Genomic DNA, 18,445 nt, shown 5'->3' with positions numbered 1-18,445 from the left:
ACACCAAGGGGAAGAGAGCCGATTTACTTCAATAAGCCATTTTAGCAGCAAACAAGAGGTAAAAGAGTGGCTCTTCTGGTTTCTGTGTGGAAACGAGGTCTATACTGATAGTTTCTTCGACAAAATAGTCCTAAAAGTGTTACCCGATAAGCATTTCACGATTCCATAAGCAAAAATTATCACACAAAGTCGAGAAGAGCCAAAGAGTTAATTGCTCGAACCGATCTCTCCCTATTTCGGGCGAAATCTTTGGGAAAAAATCAGCTAGTTACTAAAGAAAAGGTTGAATAATTTCTGTGATCGCTTGACGTTGGCAATCGTCATATCCCCAGCGCTCTAGAAAGGCTTGATATTCTCCTTGTCCGCTGTTTAAACTGGTGGCTAGTTGTTGTAATTTTTCCTTTAAGGCTGGCGACAATAACTGCTTAATTAGTTGACCAGTTTTTTCTTGGACTTTCTCAGAACCTCGGGCGTTTTCTTCGTCTCCTTGACCACGATGATAGATGACCATTGCCGTGGACATAGCCAGATTTTTAACTAATAATTCATTCACCAATATCGGGGAAGTTTTTAAAGCATTGATTACTTCTAAACTAGGATATTCCGTATAGGATAAATCGCTTGTTAGGTAAGTAACAAAAAATCCTCTAGCTCCATTTTCTGTCGAGATTAGCTCAGTAATTTTTTGAGTGATTGTATTGGCATCTAAAAAGTCAATTTGAGTTAGTAAATCTTGAGTTTGTTGGATAGCATTTTCAAAGCTTATACTCATACCCATACCTAGCCTTCTGTGAAGTTTAAGAGAAAAATACTAAGCATCTAAAGCATTTAACCAATTAGTTAAATCCTCCAATGTCGAAAAATCCAATAAAGCGTCCACCACTCGTTCAAGATCATCAATATTCAACGTCATAATCCGACTCTCTAGAGCCACATCAATAGATCCTAACTTACGTTTAATCAGACGAATAATTAGATTTCTTTCTCTTGCTAAACCCTGTTCTAAACCCTGTTCTAAACCGCGGCGCATCCAACTGGTGGTAATCTGCATAACTCCCTCCTGTTCGGGTTGAATAAATGTGCTAATCTCCTGTTGAAATTCTATCTCCTCGGACGAGTTGAGATTGAGATAGGTATCGACAAAGCCTGAAATCAATTGCATTCTAGCCGCATCTAATCTTAATGTTACCAATAATCTTAGACATTGTGCCTTAACTTTTGCTCTATCCCGAGGGGCAATTTTCATCTTGGCCATCAAAGCGGCAGCGACGGGATTAGCTTGATTGAGAAAATCGCGCCAATTCAAGCGATTTAACTGGACAACTTGATAGTTAAATTCTAACACTTTCAAGTCGGGAAACGCAATTTTATATTGACGAATTGCTTCTTTTTGCGGACGCTCATAGGAAAATATGACAATCGGATAAACTGGTAAAGCAAATTTTTGATGCAGGCGAGCAAAATAAGTAAACATTCGCCGATTAAATTCTGGTTGAGAGCTAGACTGTGCTTCTAGATGAATTAAGAAAAATGATGATTGTCCTCGAAATTGAACTTGGGCGACTAAATCACTTTCATACTTTTCTCCTTCCGTGACATCGGTAAAGACTTCTTTGTCTAAAAATGTGATCTGATTAGGCTCTAAATAATTAATAACCTCAGGAAAAAACAACTGAATAAATTCAACAAAAAAAGTCGCAATTAATTCCTTAAATAAACGATCATGGTCAATAACATTATTCATACATAATAATTATACACGAAGAATCTTTCAGCTTATCTTCATGACTTTTTGTAGTAATTATCAAGGTTTTTTCCATGACTAGCACTAAGAGACAAAGAAATTAAATCCTCGATATTACCTTCCATATTAGCACAAATTTGAGCGAGGGGTAATAGCAAATCCTGTTATCGTACTAAATCCGTTGAGTATAGGCTACTTATTAGGACAGGCAAAAGACAAGAGGCAACAGGAGGAATAAATCATCAGTCTTTAATAACCGGATTTAGTGTCATAAGAAGAGTAAGGACGAGGAGATAAAATGCCCAAAAAATCCTACTTAGCCGCACATCTAAGTTCAGAGCAAATGAAAGATAGATACAGAGCAAATCAAGATTCGGTGGCAACAAGAAGATGGCACTTGTTGGGTCAAATATCGTTAGAATAGACAATAAAAAATGCGGCAGTAGCTGTGGGATTAGATTATCAATATAGTTTTAAAATTCTCAAAATATCTAATCAATCAGGATAAGAAGGAGTTAAAAATCTCAAAAAAAAGAGTCAGGAACATCGGAGAGGAAAAGAACCTTTATTGAAGGAAGAACAATTGCCAAAATTAAAATTGAATAAATTCGGGAAAAATTACGGTAATTTTGCCGGTTAAATCAATTCCCTGCTATCTCCACCAAAGCTCTTGCTAGTACAAGGGTTCTATCTAATTCTAAATTATCGATTGAGAATAGAAATAATTCGATGATTTTGAGTAGTTTTTCCCTGAATTATAGGACGTAGTTGCTGCACCAGTTCCCTAGAGCGTCTTATTTTTGCTTCTGGTAATAAATGCTCATGGGTATCGGCAAATAAACTAAAATCTGCTTGCAGATTAAGAGTTTTTGGATTGTAGATTAAAGGCACTATATTAGACAATTCTTCAATAGTTTTTTTAACATTTTTGACGGTAGTTTCATCGGTCTTAGCATAAACCCAAGAGAGAGAAACTACTAAATCAGCACCTTTAGCTTTTAACTCCTCTTGAAATTGGGCGATGCGTTTGAGGGAGTGTTGAGAAACAGGTTGCTTAAATGTTCTGCCCCGCCATTTACGTGTATGCTTTTTGACTACGGTAGGATCTCCTTTTTCTGTGATTGGATCTGATAAATAACCCCTAGCTTTTCCTGTTTGTATAACATCAACAGCAGTTTTTACTATAGCGCTTAAACTAGGAACTCCCATTAACCAAGTCTCGGAAACTAATTGTTCTAAGGGTATATTTCCTAAACCCGGTTTTCCAATAGCAACACCAAAGGGAACCGAACCAAATAAACCATCACCATAACCAATACCATCATCGTCCAGTAACATTAAATACTCAGGAATGAGAACCACTATATCCCCCGGACGTACCTGTTCTAAAATAATTGGGCAAATGACATTTAATCCCAAATCTCCCTGTAAACCAAAGTTAAAAACTGGGATTTTTAGCTCCTGTTCGAGGAATTGAGAGTTAATACTATATTGTACTCCCGACCCCCCCGCAAAAATTATTCGTCTCGGTGCATCTATCTGCTTGGCAAAAGATACTTTTTGTTCGTACATTTGTAGGAGCCACTTTAATTCACCACCGTAGTATACGTTATAAAAAAAAACCAAAGACCAGGCCACCCCAACGGTAGCTAACCAAGGCCAAAAAGTAAACATTTTCTTCATAAGTTTAGCTCCTAGAGTTGAATCAAGAGAATCACTAATTCTAGTTAAAAAAAGAGATAATTGTCTTATCTTTCTTGCCATAATTGCCAAATAGTTGCCACATATTTCCGTCCTTTTGACAAATAATCCCAGAGATTAATTCCAGTTTTACTCTCACCATAAATGCGGGGAACGCAAAGATAAGGAACTTCCACTAACTTATAACCTAAACGATTGGCACGGGTTAATAAATCAATGCAGTATTCTCCATAATCTCCCTTTAAGCGAATTTTTTCTAAAACCTGAGAACGAACGGCAATAAAACCACTGGTATAGTCGTGAACTTGATTGCCTAGCATCACGATGGCCATGCGATTAATAATCCAGCTTAACATCCGGGCCATCAGTCCGTGGGCAACATCATCACCCCCCGGAATCCAACGAGAACCTACGGACATATCAGCTTTTTTAGCTCGAATCGGTGTGATTAATTGCGGCACATCTTCTGGAGGCATAGATAAATCACAATCCATCCAAGTAATAATTTTAGCCCCATACAGATTAATTGCGTCGTCAATACCTCTCTGTAGAGCCGAAGTTAACCCTTTCTCATTGATTCTGCGACACAAAATTACCCCCGATTGGAATTGCGAATCTTGAGGAGGAGTGGGGTATTGTTTGGCTAAATCTTCTACTATCTGCCAAGTTTCATCGGGAGAATTATCATCCACCACTAGCACTAAATAAGGACTAGGAACACTAGCTAGTAAACGTTCAATTAATTGACTAATGTTATCTCGCTCGTTATAAGTGGGTAAAATCGTACAGACTAAATCATTAGCAGCTGGAGTAATTGTTGGCTTATCCTCAGATTTTTGGTCTAGTAAACCTGTCTGAGTAGCAGATATAACTATTTCATAGAAAGGATATTTACCAATGATTCCAGAGCGATTTATGCCAATTTGAAACTTTTGTCCATCTTGGCTAAATTCCAGTTTTTCTGGTGGGGATTCTAAGAGTTTACAAGGGGAGTAGGGATAGCAAACGTAGGGAAAACTAGATAATCCTTGACCGACTAATTCTTGGCATAGTTTAACCATGGCTTGATTATCTTCCACACGGAAGAAAGTTTTTTGTTTCTCCAAACCAAAACCCAAAACTTGTGCCGCATATTGATGAGAAAAGGCAACAATAGAATTAGTATCCTCTTCTATGCTTTTGATGGCTGGCGCTATCCCCTGATGGGTTTTATAGAAAAATTGTCCACCTTGATAAATGTTTTTATAGACACCTATTGCCATTAAGATTAACAGTAAAACCAAACTTCCCTTGGCTACAAAAACTTCTTGGTTCGCTCCTATAATTTTTACTTGTTCCAGCGTTAATAAGGTAACAAAGGGGATAAGAGGCAATAAATATCTCGGTCCCCATTGTTTCCCTCCCACCATGACTTCTCCCGGGGCAATATCGACCAAACAAGACACCCCTACTGTGTAGATAAAATAGAGAGCATAGACAAAAAGCATTTGTTTATCTAGAAATATATTGGCGATGTCAAATAGATAACAACTGGCTAAAAGTATCAGGAAGTAAATTATATTGCTCTTGACTAACGCCTTGGTTTTGAGCATTCCTTGCCGGCGAAGATTGACGAGAACAGCCAAGATGATAATCGCCGTGACACTAATTAAAGTTACGGGAATATCCTTGGCAAAATTCAATTTTTGACCGCTCCAAGTGAGCAGGTAAGCTAAGGGAATTATACAGATAGGAAAATGCACCAAAAAAGAGCTATTCAACTGATAAAAACTGGTCAGGGCTTCTTGAATACGTTTTTTCCAAGAAAACTCCTCAAGGACTAACAGAGCGTGAACTCCTAGAAAACGATTATAAATTAACTTATTGCACAACCACAGTAAAAACACACTAACAATCATGCCTAGCACAAAACTAAAAGCTATTCGATTAGTTAGCAGAAATTCAGAAAAATTAAGATTTTTCTCGGTTGAATACCAAGCAAAAATTGAGGTTTGTTCTGGAGTTAAACCCAAGAAAACTAATAAAGTTAAAGTTGCCACTAGGGCCAGACATTCGGAGCGGAACCATACTGATAAACCCACTAGAAATCCGCCTAATAAATTGGGCAGCCAGCCACTATTAGCTGTATCGGGTAGAAAAAAAGCGATAACAATTCCCAAAAATCCTAAAGTAACAGCGAGGGTATGTTCACAATATATGGCACTGTATAGAGTTAAGGGAGAAGCAAAAATCAAAATAACTAATCCCAAAAGACTCCCCCAACTGTCTAGGGAAAAAGCGGGAATTGCTCTTGAAAAACTGAGCCACAATACCCAAATTGATAGGAGGGGAATCAAGTAAAACCCACGATAACCCCAAAGTTTATAAAAAAGGGAAGTTAGCAAAGAGAATGGAAAAGGAAAAGAGATATAATAACGTTGATTTAAGTAGTAAACAAAAGGGGGGCGATAAGTGTATAAACCCTCTTGCCAAAGACGAGTAACCCAAGCTTCTGCGCGCTCAACTAAGTCAAATCGCCATAGACCATTACTTAACTGACGAGCTAGTAAAGCTTTCAGCGCCCCATCGCCATTAAAAAAAACATCCTTGGGAACTGAAATACATAGATATAGGGAATAAAAGCAACCAGCGGCAATTACTACCCAAGATAAAAATTCTGTGCCAATTATCATAAAAGTCGGTTTTTATTCAAAAAATTTTTCATCAATTTTTCATCCCTACCCAGCCTCAGCAAAAACTTGCTGAACTGCTTGGGCTACTCGCTCAATTTGCTCGTCCGTGAGAGCTAAACCGCTAGGCAGATAAAAACCTCTGCGCGCCAGTCTTTCAGCCACGGGACAGGCAACATTTTGCAATAATCCCATTTTGTGAAATACCGGTTGTTCGTGCATACACCAGAAAAAAGGACGCGTACCAATCTGATGTTCTTTGAGGCGTTTCATCGCTTCCATAGCATCAAAGTTAACCTCATCTTTGAGAACAATACCATAAACCCAATAAATATTTTCGGCATAATCAGTTTGAGGTAGGGGCAATTCTAGACAGGGGATATTTTGCAATAATTCCCTGTAGCGTCTGCCCATTTTTCTCTTGCGCTGGACAAAAGTTTCTAGCTGTTCTAATTGTGCTAAACCCACTGCCGCTTGCAGATTAGTCATCCTCAGATTCCAGCCCAGTTCTTCGTGAATAAAACGTCGTTGGGGCTGAAAATATAAATTTCTCAGGGAACGACAACGCTCAAAAATATCCTCTTGGTTGGTGACAATCATGCCCCCTTCCCCAGTGGTAATATGTTTGTTGGAATAGAAACTAAAGATGCTGATATCACCGAAACTGCCACAGGGTTTACCTTGATAGGTTTGACCGTGCATTTCCGCCGCATCTTCAATAATTTTTAAACCGTATTTTTGAGCTAATTCTAAAACTGGAGTCATTGCCACCGGTAATCCGTAGATATGAACCACCATTATCGCTTTAGTGCGGGGCGTGATTTTTGCCTCTATCTGTCCGATATCCATGTTCCAAGTCTGCGCTTCGCAGTCCACGACCACGGGAATCGCCCCGGCTTTGACAATGGCAGCTCCGCAGGAAATGATGGTAAAAGTGGGGAGAATCACTTCATCCCCCGAACCAATTCCTAAAGCGACGATGGCCGCTTCTAAGGCCATAGAACCATTGCACACGGAAACGGCATACTTTCGCCCAACAGCGAGGGCAAAATTTTCTTCAAATTTCTGAACGAAGGGCCCTTCGGAAGAAATCCAACCGCTATCAATACATTCGTTAAGATACTGTTTTTCCTTGCCCGCAAGTAGTGGCTCATTGACGGGAATAAAGCTACTCATGCTATCTCTGCTCCCGCCATTTTAACCACAGTTTCCTCAATTCCTGTAAAGCGAGTTTTATCCTGATTACCAACGTAGGGACCTTGTTTTACTTCAATCATTTCTACTTCTTCTAAGACTTGGAAACCATGACCACCTTGGATCAACAAAACCACATCCCCATCTCTCAATATATGACTTTCTAGATATTGTTGGTCGTCATCATAGAAATCTACCCGCAGTTTTCCTCTTTTGATAATTAAGACTTCCTGGGTAAAAAATACTTCCCGTTGTACTTTGTTATGAACGTGGGGCATAATACTTTTTCCCGTCGGGTGTCTCATATAGGCCAACTGTTGGGAAAAATCATCGGGAGTTAGGAAATGAATCCCCTCTTGGTTAAACTCTCGTCGGAGAATTATCGCTAAAACTTTACCCTCTTTCGTGATTTGAGAAATTGGCAAAGAGTTAAATTGACTTTCTGGCTTATTTTTCTGATTTTGTTGGCGGAGAAAATCTAAAGATAAAAAGTCTGAAGCTAGTTTAAACATGAATTTAACCCCCCTAGGGAATGGTTGTGAGAAAGGCTGAAATTAATTGACAGCAAAGAAGGGGCGAACCAGTGACTAACTTTTGTCACCCCTGGTAGGCTAATTTAATTTAATTAGCTAAAGCTTAATCTAATTAACCTTCTGTTAATTTAGTTAACAGAAGGTTAATCCCGACTAAGGCAAGATGCCTCTACCATACATTTAAGAAAACACGGGAGCATCTAACTTTAGAAATAAGTAGAAATACTTAAGGGTAAAAAAATAGAATTAAACAGGGGTCTCATGAAGATAAGCGGAACGATGGCGAAGCACTTGTGGAACATTTAGAACACAAGTCCGAGCATTTGTACTAAAATATCTAATAGACGGCTAACTGCTATATTTTCTGATGACGATATAAATAGGGTTTGCTGAAAAAGTTTTTCGTGGGGGCAGGGTGTGGGGTGTGGGGTGTGGGGTGTAGGGTTTTACCGATTTTCATCTGGTCAATTACCTAATTTTCAGGGAAAAAGTACCTGAATTTTCCCCCCGCTCACTCCCAGGTCCGGTACTTTTGGATTGACAAAAAGTCTAAAAGTCTTATCCAGCAAGGTTTTTAGATTTATTCAGCAAGCCCTAAATAGCAAAAACTATAGACGAATAGCTATGAGCTTTGGTGAAGAATTTCAATTACTGCTGCGGGCCCGTTATCCTCTCATTTATGTTACCACCCTAGAAGAAGAACGTCTCGAAAAAGCGATCGCCGATATTGCCAAACAGAGCAATAACCGTGCTGTCTATGTCTGGGATTTTGTGGATGGTTATCAAGATAATCCCAATAATGAGAACTTTGCTCGGCGTAATCCCCTGCAAGCTCTTGAATTCGTCGAAAAGCTGCCGTCTAACATCGCCGCGATCATAATTTTACGCGATTTCCAGCGCTTTTTAGAAGATATTGCCATCGCCAGAAAATTGCGAAATCTGGCCCGTTCTCTGAAATCTCAGCCCAAAAACCTAATTATCGTCGCTCCCGAACTGTCTATCCCCTCGGATCTAACCGAAGTAATCACCGTCGTCGATTTTCCCCTCCCCAGTGGCGAAGAAATTAAACAGGAAATCCAGCGATTAATCGCTGCCACCGGACAACCCGTCAAAGAACCACTCCTCGATGAATTAGTGCTTTCTGCCCAAGGATTATCCCTAGAGAGAATTCGTCGGGTTTTAGCCAAATGTTTAGCCAGTCACGGCAAAATTGAGCCAGAGGACGTGGAATTAATTTTGGCAGAAAAACGCCAATCGATTCGTCAAACCCAGATATTAGACTTTTATCCCGCCACAGAGCAGATTTCTGACATCGGCGGCCTAGATAACCTCAAAGATTGGCTGATTCGTCGCGGTGGTGCTTTTAGTGAACGCGCCCGCGCCTACGGTTTACCCAATCCCCGGGGTTTACTATTGGTGGGAATTCAAGGGACGGGTAAATCCCTGACAGCGAAAGCTATTTCCCATCATTGGCACTTACCCCTACTGCGTCTAGACGTGGGGCGTTTATTTGGCGGATTGGTGGGAGAATCGGAATCGCGCACCCGTCAGATGATTAATCTCGCGGAAGCTTTAGCTCCCTGTGTGCTGTGGATAGACGAAATCGATAAAGCTTTCGCCGGAGTGGATGGGAAAGGCGACGGAGGAACCACCGGGCGGGTTTTCGGGACTTTTATCACTTGGTTAGCGGAGAAACAATCGCCCGTTTTTGTCGTCGCTACGGCTAATAACATCCAATCTTTGCCCCCGGAAATGTTGCGAAAAGGACGCTTCGATGAGATATTTTTTGTCGGACTACCTAGCCAAAAGTCCCGCGAGGAGATTTTTAGCGTTCATTTAGGGAAAGTCCGGCCCCATAATCTGAAAAGTTATGATATAAAGCGATTAGCCTACGAAACTCCCGATTTTTCGGGGGCAGAAATCGAACAAACCATCGTGGAAGCGATGCACATCGGGTTTAGTCAAAATCGTGACTTTAGCACCGATGATGTGCTTGAGGCCGCTAGTCAGATTATACCCCTGGCCCGCACTGCCCAAGAACAGATTCAATTTCTACAGGATTGGGCTAAGTCCGGTAAAGCTCGTCTAGCCTCTCGCGATGATCGTTTTAATGTCAATCCTAACAGTTAATTTAGCACCAATATGAAGCGTTTATCTGGTTTATTGCAATTTATGGTCGGTTTTGTCATGGGAGTGGCGATTCTGGTCGGTGGGGCCACTGCTGTCGCCTATATGCTTCTCTCTGGCATGAATTCTAATCCTCCTAAACCCGTCTTTACCGAGGAGAAAAAAGAGGAAACTAAGGAGGAAAAAGCTGCTAAACCCCAAGCTGAGGTGAAAGAGTCTCCTAATACCCCAACACCAAAAGCTTCCCCGAAACCCAGTCCCGAAGCAACAAAAAGAGAAACCAAATCCGAGGGTTATCAAGCGCGGGTGACATGGCAAAGCGGTTTAAGTTTGCGCTCTGAACCTACCAGTGAATCGACTCGTCTCGGCGGTCTGGATTATAATACTAAAGTCAGTGTGGTGGGAACCAGCAGCGATGGCCAATGGCATCGTGTGCGTCTGTCCGATGGTCGCGAAGGTTGGATTAAAGCGGGTAATATTTCCAGAGTCGAGTAAATATTTAGAAGGGTTAGGTTTTCTAAATCTACCCCTTTCCCTAATCAGTAATTGGACAAAGTTAAATTCACACTCTGGCAGGAGAGAACCCCGGAACTGCTCAACTCCAGAAGTAAAAAATATCTGTGATTAATTCTGTCTGGGTACTTAATCACTACTTCAAGAACGATTATCGCGATTAACTTTCCTGATTAACCAATAACTTGCCGCTAAAGCTAAGGTTCCCACAGTGAGGGCAATTAAATCATCTTTACTGTATTTATTGGGGTCGAAAATAATAATTTTTCGAGAGATGGCAATTAAAGCCGTAACTACGACTAATTCAACCTGTACGATGTGTTTTCTTAAGTAAGCAGTGACGTTTTCTAATAACTCTAAAGCGATCAAAATATTGAGAAATAATCCGAAGATTTCAATTAAAGTTTTACTAAAAAAACCGACGGGTTCCGTAGTAAATAAATCTTGGATTAAGATAACTACTAGGTCATAAAGAGAAACAATAATAACAACAATTAAGGCTACGGATAAAACCTTAGAAACTATGTTTTCAATGAGATGAATCGACTTCATGAAATCTTCATCGCGCCATTGTTGACCAAAATTGATAAGTAGTTTCCGTATCTGTTTGAGCATGATCGATTAAGTAAAAAGTAAAAATTATTATTGTATTTTATTGCTAATTGTTCTATTTAGCTAACAAGTAAGCTGATCCCCCCTTAATCCCCCCTTAATAAGGGGGGTGCTGATCCCCCCTTGATCCCCCCTTGATAAGGGGGGTGCTGATCCCCCCTTGATCCCCCCTTAATAAGGGGGGTGTCTGACAATTTTTAAAATCTACCTACTTAGAAATAATCTTACTTGAAGAAGGCTTCCCTAAAAAAAAAATCTAGGTGCGATCGCTATTAAGTCAACCGCACCCAAAACTAATACAAATGCTCACATCTAGCTAACATCATCGTGAGCGAAACGATTATAGAGGAAGTCGAGGGCATAGTTACGCAGACGATAATATTCCGGATCCTCCATAATTCTCTCCCGATCGCGGGGACGGGGGAAATGAATATTCATCACTTCGCCGATTTTCGCTTCCGGTCCATTGGTCATCATTACCAGCTTATCAGCGAGGAAAAGAGCCTCATCGATATCGTGGGTAATCATCAACACCGTACAGCGTTTATCTTGCCAGATTTTCAGCAATTCTTCCTGTAATTCCTCTTTGGTAATCGCATCCAACGCACCGAAAGGTTCATCAAGAATCAACACCTCCGGACGGATAGAAAGAGCGCGAGCGATCGAAACCCGTTGTTTCATCCCCCCGGAGATTTGGGGAGGGGTTTTATCCATAGCTTCGGTTAAACCCACCATAGCTAAATGTTCCCGCACGATCGAGCGTTTTTGTGCTTCCGGAGCATTGGGAGACACCGCATCTACCGCGAGATAGACATTTTCAAAAACGCTTAACCAAGGCAATAAAGCATAGTTTTGAAACACTACCATGCGATCGGGCCCGGGTTTAGTAATTTTCTTACCGTTAACTTTAACGATCCCATCGGTGGGAGAAGAAAAACCCGACACCATATTTAATAGGGTCGATTTACCGCAACCGGAGTGACCGATCACACAGATAAATTCACCTTCATCGATGCTGAGATTAACATCCTTGAGGACGGTGTAGGGGCCTCTAGGAGTGGGATAAACCTTAGAAACTCCTTCAATGGTGACAAAAGCTTCTTTACTGGGGGCCTGGGTTGCTCGGTTAACTGTGTCGGTGGTGGTGTACATGATTAGTCTTTGGGGGAAATTAGTTAATAGGGGCAATGGCCGGGGATAATTGGCTAGGAATTATCCCCTTAGTCGATTTTTAGGCAATTTTGCGAGATTCACTGGCACCAGGACGAGCATCAATAGCCACTTCGGCCATGGTGACGTTTTGTTTGATCTCTAAACTATTGAGATAACCGATCGGATCCTCGGCATCAAACTCGATACCATCGAATAAAAGGATCGGTGTGCGACGATATTTAATATCCCCTAGACCCAATTCCCGGGCCGCGGTACTAAAAACACCCACCCGACAGACGCGTTCGAGAATTTCTACCCAGTTACGCGGGAAAGGAATGTGGCCCCAGCGTGCCATTTGGGTCATCATCCAGAGGTGTTCGGTACGACTGGGACGATTTACCCCATCTCCATAGAACAGATGGTGTGCATATTCTTTCATCGGTCGATCGAGACTGCACGCATAGGAGTTGGGATCACCCAGTTGGATATAATCGATATTGGTACTAAGATACTGACGACTGGCGAGGATTTGACGAATTTCTTCCTGATTCCCTTCCTCGGCACAGTAGCGACAACCTTCCAGCAGTGCTTTGACTAAAGCGACATGGGTATTAGGGTATTTATTGGCCCAATCTTCCCGGACTCCCAGGGCCTTACCCGGGTGGCCCTGCCAGATTTCTAAGTCGGTGGCGACGGTGTAACCGATACCCTCCATGGCGGACCTGAGATTCCAGGGTTCACCGACACAGTAACCGTCAATGCTACCAGTTTTCAGGTCGGCTACCATTTGGGCCGGGGGAATAGTTTCGAGGTGAACATCTTTATCGGGGTCAATTCCCGCTGCCGCTAACCAGTAACGTAGGAGCAAATTGTGCATCGAGGAGGGGTGAACAATGCCAAAAATATGGCGCTGCTCCTTCGATTCCAATAGCATCTGTCTTAAGGCGTTACCGTCAATCACTCCCTCGTCATAGAAGCGTTTAGCGAGGGTGACACCGTTACCGTTACGAGTCATCGTCAGGGCGCTGACAATCGGCAAAGGTTGCTCCTGATAACCACCGACGGTTAACCAGGTGGGCATTCCCGAAGGCATTTGCGCCCCGTCGAGGAATCCCCCTGCGATCCCATCCACAACCCCTCGCCAACTGGTTTCCCGGACCAAATTCACCTCATCTAGACCATGTTTAGTAAAGAATCCCTTTTCTTTGGCCACTGCTAGGGGCGCGCAAGCGGTGAGGGGAACAAAACCGATTTCTAGATTGACTTTTTCTAAACCGTGACGGGCAATAACTTCGACTTTGCGGGCGCGCAGTTTTTTGATCCGTTTTTGTTGGTTGAGGAAATAGATAATTTCACTCCGGAGACTGTAGTAACTGGGGTGTTCCACCACTTCCATGCGTTTGCGGGGACGGGGGATATCCACTTCCAAAATACCGCCAATTTTTGAGCCGGGACCGTTGGTGAGCATGACGATGCGATCGGATAATAGCACCGCTTCATCCACATCGTGCGTCACCATTACCGAGGTCATTTGGTATTCTTCGCACAGCTGCATTAACTGTTCCTGTAGATTACCTCTAGTCAGGGCATCTAACGCCCCAAAGGGTTCATCTAAAAGGAGGACTTTCGGACGGATGGCTAGGGCGCGAGCGATCGCTACCCGTTGTTTCATCCCCCCCGATAATTCGTTGGGACGTTTATCCACTGCATGACGAAGATTGACCAGATCGATATATTTTTCGACTTCAGCTTTTCTTTCGTCTTCTGATAGTTGGGCGAGAACTTGATCGACGGCCAGAGTAATATTTTCTTTGACGGTTAACCAGGGTAAAAGGGAATAGTTTTGGAAGACTACCATGCGATCTGGCCCTGGTTTTTTAATGCTTTGACCTTGCAAAGTCACCACCCCTTCCGTGGGCAAATCTAAACCAGCGATCATGTTTAAGAGGGTGGATTTTCCGCAACCGGAGTGACCGATAAGGGAGATAAATTCCCCTTTTTTGATCTGTAAATCGATCCCTTTTAAGGCCACATATTCACCGCCACCACTGAGGGGGAATACTTTATCGATGTTATCGACAGCGACAAACAAACTCATAGTTTTTTTCTCCTTAAATTTGCTCAAGTTTCAGTTATTTGAAAAATGGGGAAAGTTTCCCCATAAATTCCCTATTGACGAACGATTTGATTTTGCAACCAAGCCATAAAGCGATCGAGTAATAAACCCACACCACCGATATAAAACAGAGCGAGAATAATATCGCTGATGTAGTTATTTTGGTAGGCATCCCAGATAAAGAAACCGATACCGACGATACCCGACATAACGATTTCCGCCGCGATAATCGCTAACCAAGCTAAACCGATCGCAATTCTCAAACCAGTGAATATGTAGGGAAGAGCCGAGGGAATTAATATCTTGAAGAAGAATTTTTTGCTGGACAATTGCAAGACTTGTTTAACGTTGATATAGTCTTGGGGAATTTGTTGGACACCGACGGTGGTATTAATCAAAATCGGCCAAACTGCGGTAATAAAGATAACGAATAAAGCGGCCGGTTGGTTTTGTTGTAAAGCGGCCAAAGATAGGGGAACCCAAGCAAGAGGAGGAACTGTTCTCAGGAATTGGAAAAGGGGATCGAGGGCCTTATTTAAGAAGGAATTTAAACCGACCATAATCCCAACACCAATACCCACCACTGCGGCAAAAGAATAACCGATTAATACCCGTTGCAGACTGGCTAAAGTTTGCCAGAATAGTCCCTTATCAATGCCCCCACGATCAAAGAAAGGGTACATTAAATAAGTACGGGTACGCTCATTGGTGATTAGGTCGGATGGGGGGGGTAATTTGATTAATCCCACCATCGAGACTAATTGCCAAACAATCAGAAAACCCAAGGTACCGATAATCGGGGGAAGAATGTCTTGGGAATGCTTTTTCCAGAATTTACTGAAGTTGAAACCACCGTTACTTTTTCTGCTGACGCTACTTGCCATTTTGCCGTTTTCCTTTGTTGAAAATAAAGTTACTTGATTGGGAAGAGAAGAAAACATTTTTGGGATTGATAGACTAGATTTTTTATGCACCTAGCCTATCGAGAAAAGCTCGCTATTTTTTAATTGCCAAACTATCGAGATAAGCTTGGGGATTGGCAGGATCAAAAGTCTTGCCATCAAAGAATTTTTCGACACCGCGGGAGGTACTGGTGGGAATATCAGCTGCGGGAACTCCTAATTCTGTAGCTGCCGCTTTCCAAAGATCCTCGCGGTTAACCTTGTCGATTAATGCTGAGGCAGTGGTTAAAGTTTCTTTCGGCAAGAAACCCCAACGAACACTTTCGGTTAAAAACCAGAGATCATGACTCTTATAGGGATAGGAAACGCTACCGGCGGGATCTTTCCAGTAGAAAACCCCTTTATTTTTGTCGGTGATTTCCGGTTTACCGTCACCCATTTTCTGCATTCCTTTGAGGGGACTGGCGATAATTTCTTCTTTGAGGTTGAAATAAGCCGGTTTAGCGAGAATTGCCGCCGCTTCTGCCCGATTTGCCTCTTGATCGAGCCATTGCTGCGCTTCCATAATTCCTTTTAATAAGGCCTTGGTGGCTTTCGGGTTTTTATCCACCCAATCGGCGCGGATAGCGAGGTATTCTTCCGGGTGGTAAGGCCAGATTTCTGCGGTTAAAGCTGACATAAAACCGATCTGATCAGCCACAATGCGCGCCGGCCAAGGATCACCGGTACTAAACGCATCCATGGTTCCCGTTTTCATGTTGGCCACGGTTTGGGCTGCGGGTACGGCAATTAGATTAATATCCGTATCGGGGTTAATACCACCGGCGGCTAACCAGTAACGAATCCAGAAGTCTTGGTTAGCTTTCGGGAAGGTATAGGCGGCTTTGAAGGGAGTTCCCGTCGTTTTCATGCCGAGGATGTAATCTTTGGCGGGTTTCAGGTCTAAACCGATATTTTTGCCCTCGTGTTTACCTGCGATCGCAATTCCGTTACCCTGGGTGTTTAACTGCGCTAACACATACATGGGGACTTTAACGTTATTTTTGGTGATTAGTCCCTCGGAAATTAGGTAAGGCATGGGCATTTGCCACTGTCCTCCGTCAATTCCGCCCGCATCTGCCCCAATTTCCACGTTATCTCTAGCAGATCCCCAGTTTGCTTGTTTGGAGACTTCCACATCGGCCATCCCGTATTTAGCGAAAAAGCCTTTTTCCTTGGCAATAATTAAGGGTGCGGCCTCAACGATAGGAATATAACCTAATTTAATTTTGGTGGTTTCAGGAGCTTGTTCCGGGGCGATGGCGACGGGAGAAGCAACCGGGGCAGCGGGCGCGGTGGTGCTGGTTCCACCCGTACTGTCGGGGGGATTACCCACACAACCTTTCAGGACAACGGCCCCTGCCGCTGAAACTGCCGCCGTGGTTAAAAATTTCCGTCTCGAAAAATTTGACATAGAATCTCCTACCTGCTGCTAAAGCAAATATGTGTGCTGAATTATGGGTAAAGGAATCCCTCGCTAAACTTCCCTTCTAGCCCGTGCTATAGAAATTTAGCTATGGAATATTGAATCTCGATTGAACTTACTAAATAAGTCTAGCGGAATTTGGAAAAAATAATTAATCCGAGCGAGAATTTTATTTACAAAAATTTAATTCGATTGATAAGAATTAATTAAGACCATTGATATATCTAGCTTCTAGCCACTTAAAAAGGTTTCCGCAGGAGCGCCGGCGCAGGGGTGATGGGGTGATGGGAGTAGGGAGAAACAACAAAATGAGCCAAGGGTGAGTTTTAGGAATGCGGTTCCTTGCGGCTTGGTAGAATGGACAATATGCTTTCACCCCAAAGTAATGACCAGATCTAAAAAGCCGAAATCACCGAACTCCTCTGATTCGCCCACCTCTCCTGCCTTGGCTCTCTCTTCCCTACATTTTCGTCTCCAAGCTTTAGAGGAGGAGCATCAGTGGCTCCTCAAGCAGATTGGCAGAAAACGCACCGAACTGAAGAAATTCCTCGACCAGATGCGTTCCCTGGCGACGGAGATTTTCCAGAGAGGGCAACCCCTCTATGAAAAACTTACCGACCTCGACCGCGAAATACACGCCCTTTTTGACGAAATCCTCACTGCTAGAAAAATGGGGCAGCAGACAAAGAAAAGCATTCTCGGAATTTACGAGACACTTCAGTTAACGGGGGTGATTAGCCCAAAATTTGACGATGGAGATGAAGAACTAGACGAACTTTTCGGAGACGAAGAACCAGAAGGAGCATCGGAGCAATCCGCGCAGGATTTCTTCTCTGGGGGAGACTCCTATGGCCGTCACGATGATGGAACAGAGATATCACCTGAAAGCTCGCCTAAATCTCCTGAATCTAGACAAATACGCCGCACTTTCCTGAGAATGGCCGAGATTTTTCACCCCGACAAGGTTACGGATCCCGAAACTCGGATGCGTCACAATGAGATCATGAAGGAAGTCAACCTTGCCTATAAAGAGGGAGATATTGCCAGACTGCTGGAAATCGAACGACAGCATCAAATGGGGGACTCTTTCGCGGTTGAAGGCTCATCGGAAAGCGACCTTAAACGACAGTGCGAGAAGGTTGAAACCAATAACGAACTACTTAAAAAGCAATACGAGAACCTGAAAAGAGAACTGCGCTCGGTGCGAAATACCCCGGAAGGCGAGATGGTGAGGGCCAGTCGCGCTTGTGAGAAGGATGGCATCGACCCGATTGAGCAAATGCTAGAGGAGATGAAATTACAAGTTCAATCCACCGAAAAAGTCTATAATTTTGTCCGTGACTTCCGCGATAAAAAGATAACGGTTAAAGAGTTTCTGCGCGGACCGGCCAGGAATATGGGCAGCAGTCCGGAAGAGATGGAAGACATTCTTGAGCAACTTCTGGAGCAACTTCGCAGAATCAGCCGTTAAAGAGAGAAAGCCAATATTTAGGGTATGCAGCAAAAAGTTTCTTGTGGGGGCCGGGTGTGGGGTTTTACCGATTTTGAGGACGTTCGGCGAGCTCAGTCGAGCCGGGGTCAATTACCTAATTTTCAGGGAAAAAGTCCCTGAATTTTCCCCCCAATCACTCCAATGGTCGGCACTTTTTGAGGGAAAAAAAGTCTAAAAACTTTATCCAACAAGGTTTTTAGATTTATTCAGCAAACCCTATATATT

General features: G+C 42.8%; 14 protein-coding genes. 3 read left to right on the top strand and 11 right to left on the bottom strand.

Annotated features, from left to right (window positions below):
• Nucleotides 1–271: 271 nt before the first annotated feature.
• The 6 genes from ACOCD9_RS04245 to ACOCD9_RS04220 form a co-directional block, all read right to left on the bottom strand.
• A complete protein-coding gene (locus ACOCD9_RS04245) occupies nucleotides 272–772 on the bottom strand; it encodes a hypothetical protein (protein ID WP_419546494.1) in 501 nt (166 codons plus the stop codon).
• Between the two features lie 39 nt (nucleotides 773–811).
• Nucleotides 812–1,744, bottom strand: a complete 933-nt coding sequence (locus tag ACOCD9_RS04240) for an Rpn family recombination-promoting nuclease/putative transposase (RefSeq protein ID WP_419546492.1) — start codon at nucleotides 1,742–1,744, stop codon at nucleotides 812–814.
• Between the two features lie 702 nt (nucleotides 1,745–2,446).
• The gene (locus tag ACOCD9_RS04235) at nucleotides 2,447–3,427 is read right to left on the bottom strand and encodes a hypothetical protein (protein ID WP_419546491.1); all 981 of its coding nucleotides are present in this window, start codon (nucleotides 3,425–3,427) and stop codon (nucleotides 2,447–2,449) included.
• Between the two features lie 65 nt (nucleotides 3,428–3,492).
• The gene (locus ACOCD9_RS04230; protein ID WP_419546489.1) at nucleotides 3,493–6,117 is read right to left on the bottom strand and encodes a polyprenol monophosphomannose synthase; all 2,625 of its coding nucleotides are present in this window, start codon (nucleotides 6,115–6,117) and stop codon (nucleotides 3,493–3,495) included.
• A gap of 45 nt (nucleotides 6,118–6,162) precedes the next feature.
• On the bottom strand, nucleotides 6,163–7,290 hold the full coding sequence (locus tag ACOCD9_RS04225) for a DegT/DnrJ/EryC1/StrS family aminotransferase (protein ID WP_419546488.1): 1,128 nt from the start codon (nucleotides 7,288–7,290) through the stop codon (nucleotides 6,163–6,165).
• The gene (locus ACOCD9_RS04220) at nucleotides 7,287–7,820 is read right to left on the bottom strand and encodes a hypothetical protein (RefSeq protein WP_002759194.1); all 534 of its coding nucleotides are present in this window, start codon (nucleotides 7,818–7,820) and stop codon (nucleotides 7,287–7,289) included. The genes ACOCD9_RS04225 and ACOCD9_RS04220 overlap by 4 nt, the downstream gene beginning before the upstream one ends.
• 645 nt (nucleotides 7,821–8,465) lie before the next feature.
• On the opposite strand from ACOCD9_RS04220, the gene ACOCD9_RS04215 reads away from it, so the two are divergent.
• Together ACOCD9_RS04215 and ACOCD9_RS04210 are read left to right on the top strand one after the other, a co-directional pair.
• Entirely contained in the window at nucleotides 8,466–9,971 is a 1,506-nt protein-coding gene (locus ACOCD9_RS04215; RefSeq protein ID WP_419546486.1) for an AAA family ATPase, read from the top strand.
• Between the two features lie 12 nt (nucleotides 9,972–9,983).
• Nucleotides 9,984–10,463, top strand: coding sequence for an SH3 domain-containing protein (locus ACOCD9_RS04210; protein WP_287700042.1), 480 nt, complete (start codon nucleotides 9,984–9,986; stop codon nucleotides 10,461–10,463).
• A gap of 159 nt (nucleotides 10,464–10,622) precedes the next feature.
• Here ACOCD9_RS04210 and ACOCD9_RS04205 read toward each other — a convergent pair whose 3' ends face one another.
• The 5 genes from ACOCD9_RS04205 to ACOCD9_RS04185 all read right to left on the bottom strand — a co-directional run bounded on the left by ACOCD9_RS04205 (nucleotide 10,623) and on the right by ACOCD9_RS04185 (nucleotide 16,716).
• The gene (locus tag ACOCD9_RS04205; RefSeq protein WP_287700041.1) at nucleotides 10,623–11,096 is read right to left on the bottom strand and encodes a phosphate-starvation-inducible PsiE family protein; all 474 of its coding nucleotides are present in this window, start codon (nucleotides 11,094–11,096) and stop codon (nucleotides 10,623–10,625) included.
• A gap of 309 nt (nucleotides 11,097–11,405) precedes the next feature.
• A complete protein-coding gene (locus tag ACOCD9_RS04200; protein WP_419546484.1) occupies nucleotides 11,406–12,245 on the bottom strand; it encodes a nitrate ABC transporter ATP-binding protein in 840 nt (279 codons plus the stop codon).
• Between the two features lie 79 nt (nucleotides 12,246–12,324).
• A complete protein-coding gene (locus ACOCD9_RS04195; protein ID WP_419546483.1) occupies nucleotides 12,325–14,343 on the bottom strand; it encodes a nitrate ABC transporter ATP-binding protein in 2,019 nt (672 codons plus the stop codon).
• A gap of 71 nt (nucleotides 14,344–14,414) precedes the next feature.
• Nucleotides 14,415–15,245 carry a nitrate ABC transporter permease gene (ntrB, locus tag ACOCD9_RS04190; protein ID WP_287703116.1) on the bottom strand — a complete coding sequence of 277 codons (831 nt, stop codon included), beginning with the start codon at nucleotides 15,243–15,245 and terminating at the stop codon, nucleotides 14,415–14,417.
• Nucleotides 15,246–15,357: 112 nt separating this feature from the next.
• Nucleotides 15,358–16,716, bottom strand: coding sequence for a CmpA/NrtA family ABC transporter substrate-binding protein (locus tag ACOCD9_RS04185; RefSeq protein WP_419546481.1), 1,359 nt, complete (start codon nucleotides 16,714–16,716; stop codon nucleotides 15,358–15,360).
• Between the two features lie 397 nt (nucleotides 16,717–17,113).
• Here ACOCD9_RS04185 and ACOCD9_RS04180 point away from each other — a divergent pair, with 397 nt between their 5' ends.
• Nucleotides 17,114–18,199 carry a molecular chaperone DnaJ gene (locus ACOCD9_RS04180; protein WP_419546479.1) on the top strand — a complete coding sequence of 362 codons (1,086 nt, stop codon included), beginning with the start codon at nucleotides 17,114–17,116 and terminating at the stop codon, nucleotides 18,197–18,199.
• Nucleotides 18,200–18,445: the final 246 nt, after the last annotated feature.

Source organism: Microcystis sp. (assembly GCF_048564745.1).
GTDB lineage: Bacteria > Cyanobacteriota > Cyanobacteriia > Cyanobacteriales > Microcystaceae > Microcystis > Microcystis ichthyoblabe_A.
This window is presented reverse-complemented; position numbering and strand designations above follow the sequence as displayed.